Source organism: Blastococcus xanthinilyticus (assembly GCF_008124835.1).
Classification (GTDB): Bacteria; Actinomycetota; Actinomycetes; order Mycobacteriales; family Geodermatophilaceae; genus Blastococcus; species Blastococcus xanthinilyticus.
Window position 1 is genome coordinate 430,165 of record NZ_VNHW01000002.1, and the last position, 19,851, is coordinate 450,015.

Below are 19,851 nucleotides of genomic sequence, written 5' to 3' on the forward strand. Positions count from 1 at the left end.
TGGGGATGCTTCCCACCGCCCGTCGGTGCCGGCTGGGAGGATCGTCCCCGGAGCCGGACCGGCTCCGGCGGGCAGGACGAGGGATGGGAAAGGCGGACCGGGCGTGGCACGAGCGGACGCGGAGGCCGTGCTGGCGGGTCTGGACGACGAGCAGCGTGCGGCCGCGCAGGCGGTCTCCGGACCGGTGTGCATCCTCGCGGGTGCCGGCACGGGGAAGACCCGGACGATCACCCACCGGATCGCCTACGGCGTGCACACCGGCACCTACGTGCCCGAGCAGGTGCTGGCGGTGACCTTCACCGCGCGGGCCGCGGGAGAGCTGCGGGGCCGGCTGGCCGCGCTCGACGTCGGCGGGGTCCAGGCGCGCACGTTCCACGCCGCGGCCATGCGCCAGCTCCGGTACTTCGCCCCCCGCGTGCTCGGTGGGCCGATGCCCGGGCTGATCGAGAACAAGCTGCGCGTGGTCGCCTCGGCGGCGGCCCGCAACCGGCTCACCACCGACCGCACCAGCCTGCGCGACCTCGCCAGCGAGATCGAGTGGGCCAAGACCACGCTGGCCACGCCGGAGGACTACCCGGCCCGCGCGAAGGCCGCCGGGCGCGAGGCGCCGTTCGAGCCGGCCGCCGTGGCCGCGGTGTACGCCAGCTACGAGCAGGCGAAGCAGCGCGACGGCGCCCTGGACTTCGAGGACCTGCTGCTGGTCACCGCCTACGCCATCGAGGAGCACCAGGACGTCGCGCGGCAGGTGCGCGCGCAGTACCGGCACTTCGTCGTCGACGAGTACCAGGACGTCAACCCGCTGCAGCAGCGGCTGCTCGACGCGTGGCTGGGCGGCCGGGCCGAGATCTGCGTGGTCGGTGACCCGAACCAGACGATCTACTCCTTCACCGGCGCCGACCCCGACTACCTGCTCGGCTTCGCCGACCGCTACGCGGACTCGGCGGTCGTGAAGCTCGAGCGCGACTACCGGTCCACGCCGCAGGTCGTCGGGCTGGCCAACCGGCTGATCGGCCAGGCGCCGCCGCGCAAGGGCCTGCCCGGGCTGCGCCTGCTCGGCCAGCGGGCGGGGGGCCCCGAGCCGACGTTCGTCGAGCACCCCGACGAGCCGGCCGAGGCCGCGGCGGTCGCGGCGCGGTGCAAGGCGCTGGTCGACGACGGCACGCCCGCCGCCGAGATCGCCGTGCTGTTCCGCATCAACGCCCAGTCGCAGGTGTACGAGTCCGCGCTGGCCGACGCCGGCGTCCCGTACGTGCTCAAGGGCGGCGAACGCTTCTTCGAGCGCCCCGAGGTCCGCGAGGCGGTGATCCTGCTGCGCGGGGCGGCGGCAGGTGGCAACGAGCCGGGCATGCTCGTGCCCGCCGTCCGCGACGTGCTCGCCTCCACCGGGTGGGTGGAGCACCGGCCGCCGCCGGGAGGCGCGGCGCGGGATCGCTGGCAGTCGCTCGCGGCGCTGGTCGACCTCGCGGTCGACCTGGTGGCCGAGCACCCCTCGCTGGACCTGGCGGGCTTCGTCACGCACCTCGCCGAGCGCGCCGACGCCCAGCACGCCCCGACCGTCCAGGGCGTCACGCTCGCGTCCATGCACGCGGCCAAGGGCCTGGAGTGGGACGTCGTCTTCGTGGTCGGCCTGGTCGACGGCGTGCTGCCGATCGCGCAGTCGCTGAGTCGGCCCGAGGCGGTGGACGAGGAGCGCCGGCTGCTCTACGTGGCGATCACCCGCGCCCGCGAGCAGCTCACCCTCTCCTGGTCCCTGGCCCGCAACCCCGGTGGCCGGCGGTCCCGCCCGCGCAGCCGGTTCCTCGACGGGCTGGCCCCCGACTCCGGCCCGACCGCGCCGCCGGCCCGCCGGTCCGCCAAGCGACCCAAGGTGGTGCTCGAGGGCGAGGCGGGCGAGCTGTTCGAGCGGCTCCGGGCCTGGCGCAGCCAGGCCGCGCAATCCGCGTCGGTGCCGGCCTACGTCGTCTTCACCGACGCGACCCTGCAGGCGATCGCCGAGACCCGCCCCGCCAGTCTGCGGGAGCTCTCCGGCCTGCCCGGGATCGGTGCCCGGAAGCTGGAGCTCTACGGCGAGGACGTGCTGGCCGCCGTCACCGGCTGACGGGTGAGGGCGCCGTCGCCGAGGGCGACGGCAGGCGGCTCCGGGACCGGCGCGGGCCCCGTCCGGAGGAAACCGGATTTAATTCGATTGACCCCGTCTCCGGCGGGGTCATAGTGTCCCGTCGCACACCAGCTGCGCCCCCCAGCGCGCCCGGCCGACCGGCCGGCGCAGAACGAGGAAGGAGGGGACCTTCGATGATCAGCACCACGTGGACCACCGCGGCCTCCGACCTCCTCGTCCGGGGCGGCGTCGACGTGCGCGAGCGCGGCCCGGTCATGGCTGCGTCCGCCGCTCCGATCCAGGGCACCGGTCTGCCCCTCGCCGCCTGCACCGGCGGTGCCGTGGCCACCGGCCTGATCGGGTCGACCGCCGGCCGGCGCCGGACGTCGCTGCGCATCGTCGAGCGCTTCCTCGCGCCCACCTACCTGCCCCAGAACGACAACACCACCCTCGGGCTCCCAGCCCCGGGGAGATCGCTGAGCTAGCAGCTCACCGGTCCTCCTCGAGGCCGCGGAACCCGAACCCCGGGATCCGCGGCCTCTTCGTTTCTCCGCGGCACCCGGCCCCGACTTCGGTCGGCGGACCCCCGCCGGCCGTACCTGACGAGTACGAGGAGGAGCGGCAGTGCAGCAGACGATCGACCGCCCGACGTCCCACCGCCGGCCCGGGCTCCCCTGGACCGACGGCGCCACGCCCCGGAACAGCCCGCACCCACGCCGGCGGTCACGCCCGCCGGTGGCACCCGCCCCGGCGCGGCGCCCCCTGCCCTGCCGGGTGGAGGACCCGGAGCTGTGGTTCGCCGAGACCCCGGCGCAGCTGGAGCTCGCCAAGAGCTTCTGCGGGGACTGCCCGGTCCGGGACGCCTGCCTGGCCGGTGCGCTCTCGCGCGGCGAGCCCTGGGGCGTCTGGGGCGGCGAGATCTTCGAGCGGGGGGCGGTCATCGCCCGGAAGCGGCCCCGCGGCCGTCCCCGCAAGGTGGTCGCCGCATGAGCCCGGCGGCGTCCGTCCCGACCACCGGTGGAGCCGGCACCAGCGGATCCACCACCACCAGATCCAGCACCACCGAATCCAGCACGACATCCAGCATCCCGGCGGCCCGGCCGCCGACCACGTCGAAGGAACCCGCCATGTACATGCTCGAGCACGAGATGGCCAGCAGCCGCATGAACGAGCTGCGAGCCGAGGCGATGGCTGCCAGCCGCGCCCGACGTCTCTACGTGGCGCGACGGGCCGCCCGTCGCGCCGAGCGTGCGGTCCGCCGGGCCGCGCGCGCCAGCGCATCCGTCTACTGAGCACATCGCGGTCCTCCGGACCGCAGCTGTGCACATCGCGGTCCTCCGGACCGCACCGCGACCACGTGCCGTACCCAGGGTGGCGTGGAGCGGGTCAGTCGCGCCTGCGCGGAGCCCTCCGGGCCCCACTCGGCACGACACCGCCGCCCCTGATCCTGGGGGCGGCGGTCCGGAGGGCCGCGTCCTAATCCGCGAAGCCGGGGAGCCACTCCTCGAGGATGGCCCGCCAGTCGGCCGCCGCGTCGAGCTGGCAGAGCACGCCGATGGAGCCCATCGAGACCCGGTGGATGAGCAGGTAGGCCGGCGGCAGGTTCAGCTGCCGGCCCAGCCGGTTGGCCTCGGTCCGCGGATCGCCGAGCCGCATCGCCTGCTCCTGCATCCACGCGCGGGTGAAGTGGAAGCGGTGGCCGGCGACCGGCTCCAGCAGCGGGCGCAGGTACTCGAGGACCGCCTCGGGGTCGACGTCGAACCCCGGCCGCACGAACCCCTCGGCGCGCAGGTCGGCCAGGACCTCGGCCGCGCGTCCGGCCAGCGCCCAGTTCAGCAACCGCCCGATGGGTTCGGGGTGGCCGTCGGGCAGCCGGGCGATCGCGCCGAAGTCGATGACGCCCAGCCGGCCGTCGGGCAGGATCCGGAAGTTGCCCGGGTGCGGATCGGCGTGCAGCAGCCGGGCGCGCTCGGGTGCGGAGAAGTGCAGCGTGGCCAGCAGCCGACCGGCGCGGTCGCGCTCCTCCCGGCTGCCCGAGGTGATGATCCGGGAGAGCGGCACGCCCTCGATCCACTCCGAGACCACCACCTTGGGGGCGCTGGCCACCACCCGGGGGACGGAGATCTCGGCGTCCCCGGCGTAGGCCGCGGCGAACGCCCGCTGCGCGTCGGCCTCCAGCCCGTAGTCCAGCTCCTCGACCACGCGGGCCTTCAGCTCGGCGATCAGCGGCTTGACGTCCAGACCGGGGAAGACCGCCGCGAACAGCCGGGCGAACCGGGCCAGCTGGTTCAGGTCGCTCATCAGCGCCGTGGCCGCGCCGGGGTACTGGATCTTCACCGCCACGTCGCGCCCGTCGCGCCAGGTGGCCCGGTGCACCTGCCCGATGCTGGCGGCCGCGGCCGGGGCGTCGTCGAACTCGCGGAACCGCTGCCGCCACGTGCCGCCCAGCTGCTGGGCGAGGACCGCGTGCACCGTGCGCACCGGCATCGGTGGCGCCGCCTCCTGGAGCTTGGTCAGCGCCTCCCGGTAGGGGGCCGCCATCTCCTCGGGCACGGCCGCCTCGAACACCGACAGGGTCTGGCCCAGCTTCATGGCCCCGCCCTTGAGCTGGCCGAGCACGGCGAACAGCTGTTCGGCGGTGCGCTGCTGCAGCTCGGCGTTCACCGCGTCGGCCGACTGGCCCGACAGCCGCTTGCCGATCCCCAGGGTCGCCCGTCCGGCCGCGCCCAGCGGCAGGGAGGCCAGCCTGGCCGTCCGTGCGACCGACCCCCGCGGCATGACCGGTCGCTCGTCGCTCACGCGTCCTCCTCGCCGGCGCCCGGTCGGGGAGACGCCGTGTGTCGTGCCCGGTGAGCCCGGAAGCTCGTTCAGCGGCCCATTGTGGCCTGCCGGGACGGGTGCCCGCCGGGAGGAGCCTCGACGCCGGAGGCCGGACGGGTCCCGTCGTCCTCGGCCACGCCGCACCCGCAGGCGGGATGACGGGGCCATCTGCGCAGGCGGGGCAGCAGATCCGGGGGCCGCAGCTCGACCGTGCCCTCCAGCGTGACCGGCGCGCCGGCACCGTCCAGGTAGGACAGCACCTGGCCGGCGGCGACGAGCGCGGTGAGCAGGCAGGTGATCGTCGCGCCGCTGGCGGGGGCCTCGGTCGCGGTCAGCTGGGCGGCCAGGCGGGGCCAGCGCGCGTCGGCGTCCCGGCGGTGCAGGTCGGCGCAGAGCAGGCAGCTGGTGCCGCCGGGCACCACCAGCGGCCCGACGACGCCCGTCTCGCCGCGCACGGTCGCGACCAGGTGCGGGCGGTCGGTGCCGGGCAGCAGCGGGTCGGAGGCGTCCCAGGCGCGGGTGAACACCGTCAGGTCGGCCGCCAGACCGGCCGGGAGCGGGCCGAGGTCGGTCAGCGGGCTCGCCCGGCGGACCGCGTCGGCCGCGGCCGCGGCGCGGGGGCGGCCCTCGTCGGCGGCGCTCAGCCCGCCCACGACGGCGTCGGCGGCGGCCACCACGCCGGTGTCGCGCACGACCACGCGGCCGATCCCGCTGGCGGCCAGCACCGCGGCGAGCGGGGTGCCCACCCGGGTGGCCCCCTCGACCACCACGGTCGCCAGCCGCCGGGCCCGCCAGCCCGCCGGCCGGTCGCCGGTGGGGGGGCCGGCGACCGCGGGGAGTTCGACCGCCGCCCGTGCCACCGCGGCCGGGCCGGCTCCGGTCGCGAGCAGGTCGGCGGCGTCGAGATCGGTCAGCAGCCCGGTGTCGCGCAGCGCCTCCAGCGCGGCGTCGACCACCTCCGGGTCCAGTCCGTCCCGGACGGCGTCGGCACGGACGGCCCGCTGCGTCCGGCGGCCGTCGAGGCCGCGCAGCAGGGGTGCCAGCCCCGGGGGCGGGTGCAGCACCAGCCCGTCGGTGGAGTCGACGCCGCCGATCTGCACCGTCCCGGCCTCGCCGAGGAGCACGGGGGTCGCGGCCGGGAGGAGGGGGTGGGCGTTGTCGGTCACCGCGGCAGGGTGGCAGCCGGGAGGCCGGGGCCGGACCCGTCGTCCACAGGCACCGGACGACGGACGGCGGCGACCCCGTGGGGTCGCCGCCGTGCGGAGGGGGTGTCCCTCAGGCCTTGCTCAGGTCTTGCTCAGGCCTTGCCGAGGATCCGGTTCATCTTCGTGCCGCAGACGGGGCAGGTGCCCTGCGCCATGCGCCGGCCGGACTCGCTGACCTTGACCTCGCCGTCGAAGTCGCGCTTCTCCTTGCACTTCACGCAGTAACCGTTGTAGCTCTCCGCCACGGGATCTCCTCGTCTCCGGGGCGCCACGGCTCGCACGCCGGGCGCCGGTGCGCCAGCACGCTACCCGCGCCGGCCCGGCCCGACGCCCTCGGCGGGGGTCCGGAGGCGGGCTCGTGGCGGCCGACGCGGCGCCGCCTTCCCACAGCTGTGGACAGCCCTGTGGATGCGATGGGGACGCACAGGCGTGTCGCTGTGCGGAACCGGGGGACGGGAGGGGGACGGCCCACTCACCGTGGTCGCCGGCACGCCCGCGAGCTGCGGCGATGTCCCTCTCCGGGTGTGGACGGCGCCCCGCCGGCCGGCTCGGGGAGCGCAAGCGGCGACGGCCGTGTCCACCGTCCGTGCGACCTGCACCCGAGCGGGTGTCTCCGCGCAGGCGCCACGCCCGCCGGGTGTCCTACGGTGCGTGCGTGCCCCGATCGACTCCCGACGCGTCCGCCGTGCCCGCTCCGGCGGACGACGACGTCGTGGAGGTCCGGCGCAGCACGCGCCGGCGGCGGACGGTGACCGCCTACCAGGAGATGGGCCGGACCGTGGTGCTCATCCCGGCCGCGTTCAGCCCGGCCGAGGAGCAGCGCTGGGTCGCCCAGATGGTCGCCAAGCTGCGCACCCGGGAGGAGCGCCGGAAGCGGTCCCTCGGGGGCGACACCGAGCTGCTGGCCCGGGCGCGGGCGCTGTCGGCGGCGCACCTGGACGGCCTGGCCGAGCCGGCCAGCGTCCGCTGGGTGGAGAACCAGCACCGGCGCTGGGGCTCCTGCACGCCGGCCGACCGCACCATCCGCCTCTCCAGCCGGCTGCGCTCGATGCCCGAGTACGTCGTCGACTACGTGCTGGTGCACGAGCTGGTGCACCTGCTCGAACCGGGCCACGACGAGCGGTTCTGGGCGCTGGTCGCCCGCTACCCGCGGGCCGAGCGGGCCCGCGGGTTCCTCGAAGGCGTCGAGCTCGCGGCCACCGCCGGGGCGGCGGGGCAGGACCTGGCGCCCGACCTCGTCGACTAGCGGGCGGTCCCGCCCTCGTCGTCGGGGTCCGTGGCCGGGCCGTCGTCGCCGGACTGCTCCGGCGCGCGCTCCGCGTCGTCGGCGGTCAGCGCGGCGAGCTCGTCGTCCAGCCCCTGGCGGGCGACGAAGTCCAGCGGCTCGTCCAGGTCGTCCGACGTGGGCAGCAGGTCGGGGTGGGACCACAACCGGTCGCGGGCGGCGCTCCCGTGCTGCTGGGCCATGGCGCCCCACACGGTGGCGGCGTCGCGCAGCCGGCGGGGCCGCAGCTGGAGCCCGACCAGGGTCGCGAACGTCTGCTCCGCCGGGCCGCCGGAGGCGCGGCGACGGCGCATGGTCTCGGCCAGCGCCGCGTGCCCGGGCAGCCGTTCGGCCGCGGCCTCGGCCACCACCGCGTCCACCCAGCCCTCCACGAGGGCGAGCAGGGTCTCCAGCCGGCGCAGCGCCATCTGCTGCTCCGGGGTCTCCTCCGGCTCGAGCACGCCGCTGCCGAGCAGCCGCTGGATGCTCTCCGGGTCGCTGGGGTCCAGCCCCCCGCCCATCCCGCCGGCCATCGCCTCGTTGATGCCGCGCTCGATCGCCTCGCGGTCGATGGTGATGCCCCGGGCGTAGGCGTGCACGGCGTCCTGCAGCTGCTGGCGCAGCCAGGGCACGTGCGCGAACAGCCGCTGGGAGGCGGCCTCCCGCAGGGCCACGAACAGCCGGACCTCCTCGGCCGGGCGGTCCAGCCCCTCGGCGAACGCGGCCAGGTTCTGCGGCACCAGGACCCCGGTCCCGGCGGGCGCGAGCGGCAGCCCGACGTCGGTGCTCGTGAGCACCTCCTCGGCGAGCTTGCCGAGCGCCTGACCGACCTGGGCGCCGAACATGAGGCCGCCCATCCGGCCCATGATCCCGGCGATGGGCCCGAAGGACATCGCCGCCTCCTGCGGCAGGGCGCTGGTCATCGCCGCCACCACCCGCTCGGCCAGTGGGTCGATCAGCGCACCCCAGGCCGGCTGCGTCTGCTCCACCCACTCCACGCGCGACCAGACGGCGGTGCGCTCGATGCCCGAGGGCAGCTCGGTGACCTGGTCCAGCCACAGGTCGGCCAGCCGCAGCGCCTCCGCCGCGCCCGAGCGCTCGCCCTCCGAGGTCGGCTGGTGCCCGGCGGCCAGCGAGCTGATGGCGCCCTGGCGGGCGAGGTCCCAGTTGACCGGTCCGCCGGACCAGTTCATGAGCTTCTGCAGCTCGGCGAACAGCGGCATCTTGCCCAGCACGTCCTCCGGCGAGCCGCCCCCGGCCATGCCCCCGAACAGGGCACCGAGGCCGAAGGGGTCACCGCCGCCCTGGTCGCCGCGGCCGGGCTCCCGGCGCTCGGGGTCGCGGTCGGGAGGGCCGAAGCCGAAGGGCACGTCACTCATGCGTCCACGGTAGACGTGTGATCTTCGGTCGGGGGGTGGTGGCGCTGCGCCCGCAGCGGACGGCGGGCCCCTGCGGGGACCCGTCGCGGACCCCCGAGTGGCGCAGGGCTTCTAAGCTCGCCCCTCGTGACCCGTCGGATCGCCGTCCTCAGCGTGGGCGCCCTGCTGCTGCTGGTGTTCGGCGTGCTCGGCACCGTCGTGCCGGTGCCCTACGTGGCGCAGGTGCCCGGCCCCACCTTCAACACGCTCGGCGAGATCGACGGCGAGCAGATCATCGAGGTGGAGGGCAGGGAGCGCAACGAGGTGGAGGGGAACCTCAACCTCACGACGGTCGGCGTCAGCAAGGGCGGGCTCAGCCTCGTGCAGGCCGTGCGCGGCTGGTTCGACGACGAGGTGGCCGTCGTCCCCGAGGAGGCGGTCTACCCGCCGGACCGGACCGAGGAGGAGACGCGGCAGGTCAACCGGCAGGCCTTCATCACCTCCGAGGCGGCGGCCGAGAGCGTCGCGCTCGGCGAGCTCGGCTACCCGCAGAAGGTGGTCGTGCGCGACGTGCCCGACGACTCCCCGGCAGAGGGGCGGCTCGAGGAGGGCGACGCGCTCGAGTCCGTCGACGGACGGGCGGTGCCGGACACCGACGTCCTGGCCGACGTGCTGACCGCCATCCCGCCCGGGACCGAGGTGACCGTGGCCTACACGCGCCTGGGGGAGCCGGGGAGCACGACGGTGACCACCCGGTCCGCGGACGGCCGCGACGGCTCGCTGCTGGGCATCTCGGTGCTGGACCAGCCGGCCGCCCCCTTCGACGTGGACATCCAGGTGGCGGACGTCGGCGGGCCCTCGGCCGGGCTGATGCTAACCCTTGGCATCCTCGACCTCGTCGGGGACGAGGACCTGACCGGTGGGGCGGTCATCGCCGGCACGGGGACGATCGATCTCGACGGCAACGTCGGCCCGATCGGCGGGATCCCGCTGAAGATGCTCGCGGCGCGGGACATCGGCGCGGAGCTGTTCCTCGTCCCGGCCGGCAACTGCGCCGAGGCCCTCGCCGCGCCCGACGCCGGCGTCCCGATGGCGAAGGTGGCCACCCTCGACGACGCCGTCGCGGCCCTGGCCGACCTCCGTGCCGGCCGGACGCCGGAGTCCTGTTGAGGGTCGCGGACCCGCCCTGACCGGCGGAACCGCACCGTCGGGAACCCCCGGCCGTGCGGAGCGTTGTCCATGAGGCCGGGGCTCGCCCCGGCGCTGCACCACCCGGTCGCCCGCGGCCGGTCGTCCCGTGGCCCTCTCGGCCACGCCTGCAACTGAAGGAGCCCGCTCGTGGCCATGCGGCCCCCCGTGCCGGTACCGACGCTGTCGCGGCGCGCGAAGCTGGTCATCGGCGCCATCGCCGTGCTGCTGGTGCTGTTCACCGTCGTCGGGACGCTCACCAACGTCTACGTCGACTACCTCTGGTTCGAGTCCACCGGCTTCACCGAGACGTTCTGGACCGAGCTCCAGACCCGGTCGCTGCTGTTCGCCGTGGCGGGCGTCGCGACCGGCGGGCTGACCGCGCTGGCCATGTACCTCGCCTACCGGTTCCGGCCGACGTTCCGGCCGATGTCGCTGGAGCAGCAGAACCTCGAGCGCTACCGGCAGTCGCTGGAGCCGCGCCGCGGCCTGGTGCTCACCGGCATCGCCGTCGTCCTCGGGCTGTTCGCCGGCTTCACCGCGCAGAGCAGCTGGGAGACCTGGCTGTCCTTCCGGTACAGCACCGACTTCGGCAACGTCGACCCGCTGTTCAACGTCGACCTGTCGTTCTTCGTCTTCGACTACCCCTTCTACCGGCTGCTGCTCGGCTTCGGCTTCGCCATCACGATCCTGGCGCTGATCGGGTCAATGCTGACCCACTACGTCTTCGGTGGCCTGCGGCTGCAGACCCCGGGGCAGAAGCTCACCGCCGCCGCGCGGGTGCAGCTCTCGGTGCTGCTCGGGGTCTTCGTCGCGCTCAAGGCCGCCGCCTACTGGCTGGACCGGTACGGGCTGGTCTACTCCAGCCGCGGTGACGTGTTCACCGGCGCGAGCTACACCGACGTCAACGCGCTGCTCACGCCGAAGACGATCCTCGTGTTCGTGGCGGCGGTCTGCGCGCTGGCCTTCTTCGCCAACATCGTGGTCCGCAACTTCCTGCTCCCGGCCGCCGCCCTGGTGCTGCTGCTGGTGTCCAGCCTGGTCATCGGCGTGGCCTACCCGGCGATCGTCCAGCAGTTCGTGGTGAAGCCCAGCGCCAACGAGAAGGAGGCGCCGTTCATCGAGCAGGCCATCCAGTCGACGCGGGAGGCCTACGACCTCACCGAGATCGACTACGTGAACTACCGGCAGTCCACCGCCGAGGAGGCCGACCCCGAGGCGGAGGAGGTCGATCTCCAGAACGACTCGGAGACGATCCAGAACGCCCGCCTGCTCGACCCGAACGTGCTGTCGGACACCTTCACGGCACGGCAGCAGATCCGGAACGTGTACGGCTTCCCGGAGAAGCTGGACATCGACCGCTACACGATCGACGGCGAGACCCGCGACTACGTCGTCGCGGTCCGCGAGCTCAACAGCGCGGGCCTCTCGGAGAACCAGGACACCTGGATCAACCGGCACGCGGTCTACACCCACGGCAACGGGTTCGTGGCCGCGCCCGCCAACGAGGTCGTGGCCGGCCAGGAGGGCGGCGAGCCGAACTTCACCACCCGCGACCTGCCCACCCGCGGCACGATCGACGTCGAGGAGAGCCGGATCTACTACGGCGAGCTGATCGACGACTACTCCGTGGTGGGCGCCCCGGAGGGTGCTGAGCCGCGGGAGTTCGACCAGCCCGAGGGTGGCTCCGAGGAGCGGGAGATCAACAACACCTACGCAGGCGAGGGCGGCGTCGAGATCGGCAGCTTCTTCCGGCAGCTGGCGTTCGCCATCTACTACCGGGAGCGCAACTTCCTGCTCTCCAGTGCCGTGAACGACGAGTCCAAGGTGCTCTACGTCCGTGACCCGCGGGAGCGGGTGGAGAAGGTCGCCCCCTTCCTCGAGGTCGACGGCGACCCGTACCCCGCGGTCATCGACGGCGAGATCCTGTGGATGCTCGACGGCTACACCACTTCCGACGCCTACCCCTACGCCGAGCAGATGCAGCTCGGCGAGGCCGCGGCCGACGCGCTGACCGGCACCGGGACGACGGCGCTGCCGAACGAGACCTTCAACTACATCCGCAACTCGGTGAAGGCCACGGTCGACGCCTACGACGGCACCGTGACGCTGTACGAGTGGGACCAGGAGGACCCGGTCCTCCAGACCTTCATGAAGGCGTTCCCCGGCGTCGTACTGCCCTTCGAGGAGATGCCCGAGGAGGTCAAGGCGCACGTCCGGTACCCCGAGGACCTGTTCAAGGTGCAGCGGGACATCCTCACCCGGTACCACGTGGACGAGGCGCAGGCGTTCTACAGCGGCAGCGACCGCTGGCAGATCCCGGACGACCCGACGCAGGACACCGACCAGGACCAGCCGCCGTACTACATCCTCGCCGAGCGGCCGGGCGAGGAGGGGGCGACGTTCCAGCTGACCAGCGCGCTGAACGCCTTCAACCGGCAGAATCTCTCCGCGTTCATCTCCGCGTCGAGCGAGCCAGGGGAGGACTACGGGAAGCTTCAGGTGCTCCGGTTGCCGGGGAACACGCCCTTCCGGGGGCCGCAGCAGGTGCAGCAGTCGTTCAACACCAACGACGAGGTCGCGCGTGACCTGAACCTGTTCCGCAGCGCCGATTCCACGCCGGTGTTCGGCAACCTGCTCACCCTGCCGATCGGCGACGGCGGCCTGCTCTACGTGGAGCCGCTGTACGTGGAGGGCACCGGGGAGAACTCCTTCCCGCTGCTGCGGAAGGTGCTGGTCAACTACGGCGACCGGGTCGGTTACGCCGACACGCTGGCCGAGGCGCTGGAGCAGGTGTTCGGTGACGGGGCCGGGGACTCGGCTCCCGACAACGACGACACCGGTGCCGACGGCGACGCGTCCACCGACGTCCCGGAGACGCCGGACACGGACGCGCCCGAGCCGCCGGCCGACGGGGGCGGCGACGTCGCCGTCGAGGTCCGGCTGGAGCAGGCGGTGGAGGGCATGAACGCGGCCCTCGCCGCGCTGGCCGAGGCGCAGCGGTCCGGCGACTTCGCCGGCCAGGGCCAGGCGCTGGAGGACCTGCAGGCGGCGGTCACCGCCTACCAGCAGGCCCAGCAGGAGGCCAACGGCGGCGGGTGACCGCCCCTCGCGGCGGGTGGGTGCCGCCCCCCCCGGCACCCACCCGCCGCAGAACTGGTAGGGTTGGTTCTACCGACGCGGGGTGGAGCAGCTCGGTAGCTCGCTGGGCTCATAACCCAGAGGTCACAGGTTCGAATCCTGTCCCCGCTACCACCACGAAGGCCCGGCCCCCAGGGGGTCGGGCCTTCGTCGTTCTGGGGGTTGGGCCGACCCGTCATCGAGCGGCTCCGGCGATCCCGGCCACCGGCCGGGCGCGGGCTCAGCCGACGCCGGACCGCGCAGCCGCCACCGTCCCGTCGGCGAGGCGCCGGTGTGCGTCGGCCGGGCGCGGGGCGCGGCGGTACGGGGTGGGGCGCGGGCGCGAGGGCGACGACGAGGGCCCGCGTGCCGGGGGCGCGGCCGCCTCGGGGGCGGTCCGCGGTGCCGGTGGCGGCGTGAGCGCGTGCGCCGGCGGGTGCGGGCGGGAGGTCAGCGCCGCGAGGAGCGAGTGCGGGCGGGTCCGGTCGGCCTCGTCGACGTCCACGGCCCGCGTGCCGGCCCCAGCGGCACCGACCGCACGGGCCAGCCGGGCCGGGAACGGCTCCCGGCGCGGCGGGTGCGCGGGGTCGGGGAGCCGGAGCTCGGCCAGGTCCTTCCACGTCGAGTGCCGCAGCCCGTCGACGGTGCAGCGGACGCGGGCGGCGACCCGGCCGTCCGGGGTGTGCCGCCAGCCGAGCAGCTCGCCGGAGTACCAGATGCCCGCGTGGTGGATCTCGACCGGCTGCGGGTTCCCGGCGAGCCTGCTCGCCGCTCCGTCCCCCGCCACGGACCGGACTGTAGGCGGGGCGCCGGGGCTGTCCGGGGAAGGCGCGCTCCGGCGCGGGCGGCCGGTGTGCCGGTGCGTCACACGGTTCACAGCCGTCCGTGCCGACGCGTCCTCACCCCGGCTGCGCGTCGGCGGTGCCGCGCTGCGCCCGGCGCACCGGCCGGGCCTGCAGGAGGCCGGTCAGCCGGCGCTCCGCCGGCACCCGGCTGCGGCGCAGGGCCTGGCCGATGTACTCGCCGAGCAGCGCGCCGGCGGCCAGGGCCAGCCCCACGGTCACGGCGCTGCCGAGCAGCGTGATGCCGCCGAGCGTGTCGCCCTCGGTCAGCCGCCGCAGCCCGCGGTAGATCGCCAGCCCGGGCAGCAGCGGGATGATGCCCGCGGCCACGTAGACCAGGGCGGGGACGCGCTGCCTGCGGGCCAGCGCGTAGCTGCCCAGGCCGATGACCACGGCGGCGCCCGCCGAGGCCAGCGTGGGGGACAGCTCCAGCCGGTCGAGCCCCACGAAGACCCCCCAGCCCAGCGCTCCGGCGGCCGCGGCGGGCAGGAGCGTGCGCCGTGGCGCGTGGTAGGTGACGGCGAAGGCGGCGGAGATGGCCGCGGCGGCGGCCAGCTGCAGCGGCACCTCGTCCAGCCCGCTGGTCGCGGGCTCCCACATCTGCACCGGGACGCCGAGGCGCACCCCCAGCGAGAGGCCTACGGCGACGCCGCTGATGATCCCGGCCGTGAGCAGGAACGTCTCGAACGCCCGGGCGCTGGCCGTGACGTAGAAGCCGGTGATCGCATCGTGGACCGCGCCCACGAGGGTGACGCCGGGGAGCAGCAGGACGATGCCGCCCGCGATCACCAGCGGGGGGCGCACCCCGAGATCGGCGGCCACGAGCGCGAGGGCCACCACGGTGGCGATCAGCCCGCCGACGGCGTTCTGGAAGAAGGCGGGCAGCCCGCGGCGGCCCAGGCCGTCGATCGCCAGGCCGACCAGCACGGTCGCCCCGAAGGCGGACGCGGTGACCAGCACGCCGGCCCCGAGCAGCACGGCCACCGACGCGGCGAGGGTGGCCCGGGCGCAGATGACGACGGCCCGCGGGTACCGCTGCCGGGCCCGCCCCGCGGCCACCAGACGGTGGTCGGCCTCGGTGGGGGTGATCCGGCCCTCGGTGAGGTCGCCGACGATGTCGTGCACCACGGTGGCGCGGGTGTAGTCCAGGTCCCGCTGCTGCACCAGGCGCAGGTCGCTGACCGGGACGTCGTCGTCGGCCGGGTGCCCGGAGACGGTGATCGAGGTGAACGTGATGTCGCACTCCACGCCCCGCAGGCCACCCGCGCGGGCCACCGCGGTGCAGGTCGCGGTCACCTCGGCGGCGCTGGCCCCGGACGAGAGCAGGAGCTCGCCGGCGCGGAGGGCCAGCTCCACGGCGCGGTAGGCGTCCTGCGGTCCGGTGGGCGGGGTCGACACGCCCCCCACTCTCCCCGATGCTCCCGGCGGTCCGCTCGCGGCCGGACGGGGCGGCGCCGTGGGCCTTCTCACCCCTGTCGGCGTGCGAACCGGGGCTCCGGCCTGCATGCTGAGAGATCGGGCCGGTGGCAGAGGGTGCCCCCGGTCCTTTCCGCTGCCCCGATCCAGCTGTCCGCTGTACCGATCCAGGAGGTCCTACCCCGTGCGCCGAACGTCCACCGTCTTCTGGGCCTCGTTGCTCGTCGTCCTGCCGTTCGTGGCGTGGGGAGCGATCGCGCCGGAGTCGCTGGCATCGGCCGCGGATGCCACCCGCGGCTTCGTCGTCGACCGGTTCGGCTGGTTCTACCTGCTGACCGCGACGGCCGTCCTGATCGCGGTGATCGTCGTGGCGGCGTCCCGGTGGGGCAAGGTCCGGCTGGGGCGGGACACCGACCGGCCGGAGTACACCACCACCGCCTGGTTCGCGATGCTGTTCAGCGCCGGGATGGGCATCGGGCTGGTGTTCTGGGGCGTGGCCGAGCCGGTGTCGCACTTCCTGACCCCGCCCACGGCCGCCCCGGAGACGACCGCGGCGGCACGGGACGCGCTGCGCTACTCGTTCTTCCACTGGGGTCTGCACCCGTGGGGCATCTACGCGGTGCTCGCCATGGCACTGGCGTACGCCCGCTTCCGCCGCGGGTGGAAGGCCACCATCAGCGGCGCGCTGCGGCCGCTCCTCGGGGACCGCGTCGACGGCCCGCTGGGCACCCTGGTCGACACCATCGCGGTGGTGGCGACCGTGTTCGGTGTCGCCACCTCGCTGGGGCTGGGCGCCGCGCAGGTCAACGGCGGACTCGCCTCGCTCGACGACGGGTTCAGCATCGGCTCCGGCACCCAGCTGATCATCATCGCCGTCGTCACGGTGCTGTTCCTGATCTCCGCGCTCTCGGGCCTTCAGCGCGGCATCAAGTGGCTGTCCACCGCCAACGTGGTCCTGGCCGTGCTGCTGTTCGCCTTCGTGCTCTTCACCGCCTCGACGGGGCGGCTGGTCGGGGCGTTCACCACGACTCTGGGCAGCTACATCACCGAGCTGCCCACGATGAGCCTGCAGACCGGCCCGTTCGACGCGGAGCGGTCGGAGTGGATCAACGGCTGGACGGTCTTCTACTGGGCGTGGTGGATCTCCTGGTCGCCGTTCGTGGCGACGTTCATCGCGCGCATCTCCCGCGGTCGCACCATCCGTGAGTTCGTGATCGGCGTTCTCGGTGTGCCCACGCTGGTCAGCGGCCTGTGGTTCTCCGTCTTCGGCGGAGCCGGGATCCTCGCGCAGCAGGACGGCGCGGAGCTCGCGGGGCAGGCCACCGAGTCGCAGTTGTTCGGGCTGCTCGACACGCTGCCCGGCGGCGTGATCGCCGGTATCGGCGCGATGATCCTGATCGTCACCTTCTTCGTCACGAGCGCCGACTCCGCCACCTTCGTGCTGGGGTCCCTGAGCACCAAGGAGGGCGCCGACCCGGCGCGCTCGGTCACGGTGGTGTGGGGGCTGGTCATCTCGGCGTCGGCGGCCGCGCTGTTGGTGAGCGGTGGTCTCGCCGGTGTGCAGACGGCCTCGATCGTGGCCGCGTTCCCGTTCGCGATCGTGCTGCTGCTGGTCCTCGTGTCGCTGGTCAAGGCGCTGCGCGGCGAGCCGCGGTTGCCCGGCCGCGCGGCGGCCGAGGCCGCGCCGGTGCCGGTGGGCGCCACGGCCGCCCCGGTGGCCCCCGGCGCTCCTGTCCCCGGGGACGCTCCGGTGACCGAGGCCGGGGACGGCGTCAGCCGGACCTGATCCCGCCCCCTCGCGGCGGGTGGGTGCCGCCCCCCGGCACCCACCCGCCGCGGAGCTGGTAGGGTGGGTTCTACCGACGCGGGGTGGAGCAGCTCGGTAGCTCGCTGGGCTCATAACCCAGAGGTCACAGGTTCGAATCCTGTCCCCGCTACCACGACGAAGGCCTGGTCACCACGGTGACCAGGCCTTCGTGCATCCCGGCAGATGTCCCCGGCGTCCGGCCGAGCGGGTGTGTTGTGCGTCACCGCGGATCTCAATAGCGTGCGGTCATCGACCACTGCCCCGGGAGGACGATCGTGTCCGTCGACGCACCTGCACCCGGCACCGTGCCACCCCACCGGGCAGGCGCCGCCGATCTCGGCATCGACCTCTCCGACCGCGACTTCTGGGTGCGCCCGCCGGCCGAGCGGCACGCGGTGTTCGACCGGCTGCGCGCCGAGCGCCCGTTCGCCTTCTTCGCCGAGCCGGTGATCCCGAACCTGGCCAGCGGTCCCGGGTACCACGCGGTCACCCGCTACGCCGACCTCGAGGCGATCAGCTGCCAGCCCGCGGTCTTCTGCTCGGGGGAGGGCGCGGTGTCGATCCAGGACATCCCGGCCGACCTCAACGAGTTCTACGGCTCGCTGATCAGCATGGACGACCCGCGGCACGCGAAGATCCGGCGCATCGTCGCCAAGACGTTCACCCCCCGGATGCTCGAGCGGGTCGTGGACTCGGTGGAGGGCATCGTCGACGACGTCCTCGCCGAGGTACGCCGGAAGGCGGCCGAGGGCGACGGCGCGTTCGACGTCGTCGCCGACCTCGCGGCGCCGATCCCGCTGCGGGTCATCTGCGACATGATGGGCATCCCCGCCGAGGACCGCGCGATGGTGCTCGCGAAGTCGAACGTCATCCTCTCCGGCGGCGACCCGGAGCTCGTCGAGGACGAGGAGGACCCGCTCACCGGCGTCCTCATGGCCGGCATCGAGCTGGCCGGTCTCATGGAGCGGCTGGCCGCCGAGCGGGTGCAGCAGCCCACGGACGACCTGACCACCGCCCTGGTCACCACCGAGGTGGACGGCGAGAAGCTGACCCACGAGGAGATCGCGTCGTTCTTCATCCTGCTGCTGGTCGCGGGCAACGAGACCACCCGCAACGCCATCTCGCAGGGCCTCCTCGCGCTCCAGGAGCACCCGGACGAGCGGGCCCGCTGGGTGGCCGAGCCGGCGCTGACCCGGACGGCGGTGGAGGAGATCGTCCGCTGGACCAGCCCGATCACCTGGATGCGGCGCACCGCCACCCGGGACGGCGAGCTGAACGGCTACCGGTTCGCCGCCGGCGACAAGTTCCTGCTGTTCTACGCCGCCGCCAACCGCGACCCCGAGGTCTTCGCCGAGCCGCACCGGTTCGACCTGGCGCGCGACCCCAACCCGCACGTCGGCTTCGGGTCCAAGGGGCCGCACTTCTGCCTGGGTGCGCACCTGGCCCGCCGGGAGCTGGCCGTGACCTTCCGCAAGGTGTTCGAGCAGCTGCCCGACCTGGAGGTGACCGGCCCGCCGGCCCGGCTGCGCTCCTCCTTCGTCAACGGCCTCAAGCGGCTCCCGGCCCGGCTGACGGTGGCCTCGTGAGCCTGCGGCTGGAGGCCGATCTCGAGCGCTGCGTGGGGGCCGGGGCCTGCGAGGCGCTGGCGCCGGACCTGTTCGAGGTGGGCGACGAGGGCACGGTGGTGGTGCTGCGCCCGCAGCCCGAGGGCGGCGACCTGCGCGACGCCGAGGAGGCGGTGCGGCAGTGCCCGACGCAGGCCCTCCGGCTGGGCGCGGAACAGCCGCCACCCACGCCCGGTTGACCGGGCCATGGAGACCACAGTCACCGACGTCCCCGAGTCCGACCGGTTCGAGATCCGCAGCGGCGACCGCATGCTCGGTCTGGCCGCCTACGAACGACGGGGGGACACGGTGGTGTTCACCCACACCGAGGTCGACCCCGACGCCGGGGAGTCCGGGCTGGGCAGCACCCTGGTCCGGGCCGCGCTCGACGAGGTCCGCTCCCGGGGCGGGTCGGTCGTGCCCCGCTGCTCCTTCGTCGCCGGCTGGATCGAGCGGCACCCCGAGTACGCCGACCTGGTGGCCGACCGGGACAGCTGAGCCGACCTCCGCCGCCCGCGACCTCGCGGGCGGCGGAGAAGCGCTGGAGAACGGGTCGCGCTAGAGGACCGTGGCGCCGTACATCTCCCCGAGCGGGTCGGCGATCAGCTCGATGCGGGCGTCGTCGGGGTCGCGGAAGTAGACCGAGACGCCGCTGTGCACCTCGTGCGGCACGCCCGCCTCGGTGAGCCGCTCGACGAGCCGCTCCCACCGCTCGGGGTCGACGCTGATCGCCATGTGGTGCAGCCCGCCGAGCACCTCGGCGTAGGGGCCGACGTCCAGGCCCGGGAAGTCGAAGAAGGCCAGCAGGTTGCCGTTCCCGATGTCGAAGAAGAAGTGCGACGAGCCGGGGTAGTCGCGGTTCTCGATCAGCTCGGTCAGCGGGAAGCCGAGGACGTCCTGGTAGAAGCGGACGGTCCGCTCGACGTCGCTGCTGATCAGGGCGGTGTGGTGCAGGCCCCGGGCGGTGGACGCGGGTCGCGAACCGGCGGGCCGGAGGTGGGTCTCGCGGATCCGGGCGCGCTCGGCCTCCAGCGCGGGAAGGTCACGGGGAGCGTCGGGGGTGGTCACGGCACGGTCCTCTCCGGTGGGGTCGGTCACCGCCGACAACCGCCGGGAGGGTGATCTCCTT

General features: G+C 74.3%; 18 protein-coding genes and 2 tRNA genes. 13 read left to right on the forward strand and 7 right to left on the reverse strand.

Going from position 1 to position 19,851, the window contains the following annotated elements; all coding sequences use genetic code 11:
* Positions 1 to 103 precede the first annotated feature (103 nt).
* The 4 genes from BD833_RS04940 to BD833_RS04955 all read left to right on the forward strand — a co-directional run bounded on the left by BD833_RS04940 (position 104) and on the right by BD833_RS04955 (position 3,390).
* Positions 104 to 2,098, forward strand: coding sequence for an ATP-dependent helicase (locus BD833_RS04940; protein WP_166531986.1), 1,995 nt, complete (start codon positions 104 to 106; stop codon positions 2,096 to 2,098).
* 194 nt (positions 2,099 to 2,292) lie between these two features.
* The gene (locus BD833_RS04945; RefSeq protein WP_166531987.1) at positions 2,293 to 2,583 is read left to right on the forward strand and encodes a hypothetical protein; all 291 of its coding nucleotides are present in this window, start codon (positions 2,293 to 2,295) and stop codon (positions 2,581 to 2,583) included.
* Positions 2,584 to 2,722: 139 nt separating this feature from the next.
* Positions 2,723 to 3,088, forward strand: a complete 366-nt coding sequence (locus BD833_RS04950; RefSeq protein WP_208092335.1) for a WhiB family transcriptional regulator — start codon at positions 2,723 to 2,725, stop codon at positions 3,086 to 3,088.
* Positions 3,085 to 3,390 carry a hypothetical protein gene (locus BD833_RS04955; RefSeq protein WP_166531634.1) on the forward strand — a complete coding sequence of 102 codons (306 nt, stop codon included), beginning with the start codon at positions 3,085 to 3,087 and terminating at the stop codon, positions 3,388 to 3,390. The genes BD833_RS04950 and BD833_RS04955 overlap by 4 nt, the downstream gene beginning before the upstream one ends.
* Before the next feature lie 184 nt (positions 3,391 to 3,574).
* Here the strand turns inward: BD833_RS04955 and BD833_RS04960 are convergent, their stop codons facing one another.
* The 3 genes from BD833_RS04960 to BD833_RS04970 all read right to left on the reverse strand — a co-directional run bounded on the left by BD833_RS04960 (position 3,575) and on the right by BD833_RS04970 (position 6,368).
* The gene (locus tag BD833_RS04960; RefSeq protein WP_243737450.1) at positions 3,575 to 4,897 is read right to left on the reverse strand and encodes an ABC1 kinase family protein; all 1,323 of its coding nucleotides are present in this window, start codon (positions 4,895 to 4,897) and stop codon (positions 3,575 to 3,577) included.
* 68 nt (positions 4,898 to 4,965) lie between these two features.
* Positions 4,966 to 6,084, reverse strand: a complete 1,119-nt coding sequence (locus BD833_RS04965) for a ThiF family adenylyltransferase (RefSeq protein ID WP_166531988.1) — start codon at positions 6,082 to 6,084, stop codon at positions 4,966 to 4,968.
* Between the two features lie 131 nt (positions 6,085 to 6,215).
* Positions 6,216 to 6,368 (reverse strand): DUF5679 domain-containing protein, encoded by a 153-nt coding sequence (locus tag BD833_RS04970; RefSeq protein WP_012950213.1) that lies wholly within the window; start codon positions 6,366 to 6,368, stop codon positions 6,216 to 6,218.
* Between the two features lie 410 nt (positions 6,369 to 6,778).
* Between BD833_RS04970 and BD833_RS04975 the strand changes: the two genes are divergently transcribed.
* On the forward strand, positions 6,779 to 7,369 hold the full coding sequence (locus BD833_RS04975) for a M48 metallopeptidase family protein (RefSeq protein ID WP_166531989.1): 591 nt from the start codon (positions 6,779 to 6,781) through the stop codon (positions 7,367 to 7,369).
* Here the strand turns inward: BD833_RS04975 and BD833_RS04980 are convergent.
* A complete protein-coding gene (locus BD833_RS04980) occupies positions 7,366 to 8,766 on the reverse strand; it encodes a zinc-dependent metalloprotease (protein WP_166531990.1) in 1,401 nt (466 codons plus the stop codon). The two genes, BD833_RS04975 and BD833_RS04980, sit on opposite strands and share 4 nt — an antisense overlap.
* Before the next feature lie 126 nt (positions 8,767 to 8,892).
* Between BD833_RS04980 and BD833_RS04985 the strand changes: the two genes are divergently transcribed.
* The 3 genes from BD833_RS04985 (at position 8,893) to BD833_RS04995 (ending at position 13,188) form a co-directional block, all read left to right on the forward strand.
* Entirely contained in the window at positions 8,893 to 9,915 is a 1,023-nt protein-coding gene (locus BD833_RS04985) for a YlbL family protein (RefSeq protein WP_166531991.1), read from the forward strand.
* A 174-nt stretch (positions 9,916 to 10,089) separates the two neighbouring features.
* A complete protein-coding gene (locus tag BD833_RS04990; protein ID WP_243737462.1) occupies positions 10,090 to 13,035 on the forward strand; it encodes a UPF0182 family membrane protein in 2,946 nt (981 codons plus the stop codon).
* A 76-nt stretch (positions 13,036 to 13,111) separates the two neighbouring features.
* Positions 13,112 to 13,188: transfer RNA gene (locus tag BD833_RS04995), tRNA-Met, on the forward strand.
* Positions 13,189 to 13,294: 106 nt separating this feature from the next.
* Here BD833_RS04995 and BD833_RS05000 read toward each other — a convergent pair.
* Entirely contained in the window at positions 13,295 to 13,840 is a 546-nt protein-coding gene (locus BD833_RS05000; RefSeq protein WP_166531993.1) for a hypothetical protein, read from the reverse strand.
* Between the two features lie 112 nt (positions 13,841 to 13,952).
* Positions 13,953 to 15,293, reverse strand: a complete 1,341-nt coding sequence (locus BD833_RS05005) for a threonine/serine exporter family protein (RefSeq protein WP_166531994.1) — start codon at positions 15,291 to 15,293, stop codon at positions 13,953 to 13,955.
* 202 nt (positions 15,294 to 15,495) lie between these two features.
* On the opposite strand from BD833_RS05005, the gene BD833_RS05010 reads away from it, so the two are divergent.
* The 5 genes from BD833_RS05010 to BD833_RS05030 all read left to right on the forward strand — a co-directional run bounded on the left by BD833_RS05010 (position 15,496) and on the right by BD833_RS05030 (position 19,220).
* On the forward strand, positions 15,496 to 17,097 hold the full coding sequence (locus tag BD833_RS05010; protein WP_243737451.1) for a BCCT family transporter: 1,602 nt from the start codon (positions 15,496 to 15,498) through the stop codon (positions 17,095 to 17,097).
* Positions 17,098 to 17,174: 77 nt separating this feature from the next.
* Positions 17,175 to 17,251 (forward strand) — tRNA-Met (locus BD833_RS05015).
* Between the two features lie 142 nt (positions 17,252 to 17,393).
* Entirely contained in the window at positions 17,394 to 18,704 is a 1,311-nt protein-coding gene (locus BD833_RS05020; protein ID WP_208092336.1) for a cytochrome P450, read from the forward strand.
* Positions 18,701 to 18,922, forward strand: a complete 222-nt coding sequence (locus tag BD833_RS05025) for a ferredoxin (protein ID WP_243737452.1) — start codon at positions 18,701 to 18,703, stop codon at positions 18,920 to 18,922. The genes BD833_RS05020 and BD833_RS05025 overlap by 4 nt, the downstream gene beginning before the upstream one ends.
* 7 nt (positions 18,923 to 18,929) lie before the next feature.
* Positions 18,930 to 19,220 carry a GNAT family N-acetyltransferase gene (locus BD833_RS05030; RefSeq protein ID WP_166531995.1) on the forward strand — a complete coding sequence of 97 codons (291 nt, stop codon included), beginning with the start codon at positions 18,930 to 18,932 and terminating at the stop codon, positions 19,218 to 19,220.
* Positions 19,221 to 19,280: 60 nt separating this feature from the next.
* Here the strand turns inward: BD833_RS05030 and BD833_RS05035 are convergent, their stop codons facing one another.
* Positions 19,281 to 19,790 carry a VOC family protein gene (locus BD833_RS05035; protein ID WP_166531996.1) on the reverse strand — a complete coding sequence of 170 codons (510 nt, stop codon included), beginning with the start codon at positions 19,788 to 19,790 and terminating at the stop codon, positions 19,281 to 19,283.
* Positions 19,791 to 19,851 lie beyond the last annotated feature (61 nt).

Bases quoted from the DNA above. Each gene is read 5' to 3' on its own strand.
- BD833_RS04945 (WP_166531987.1), top strand. From the start codon at position 2,293: ATGATCAGCACCACGTGGACCACCGCGGCCTCCGACCTCCTCGTCCGG.
- BD833_RS04955 (WP_166531634.1), top strand. From the start codon at position 3,085: ATGAGCCCGGCGGCGTCCGTCCCGACCACCGGTGGAGCCGGCACCAGC.
- BD833_RS04980 (WP_166531990.1), bottom strand. From the start codon at position 8,766: ATGAGTGACGTGCCCTTCGGCTTCGGCCCTCCCGACCGCGACCCCGAG.
- BD833_RS04990 (WP_243737462.1), top strand. From the start codon at position 10,090: ATGCGGCCCCCCGTGCCGGTACCGACGCTGTCGCGGCGCGCGAAGCTG.
- BD833_RS05030 (WP_166531995.1), top strand. From the start codon at position 18,930: ATGGAGACCACAGTCACCGACGTCCCCGAGTCCGACCGGTTCGAGATC.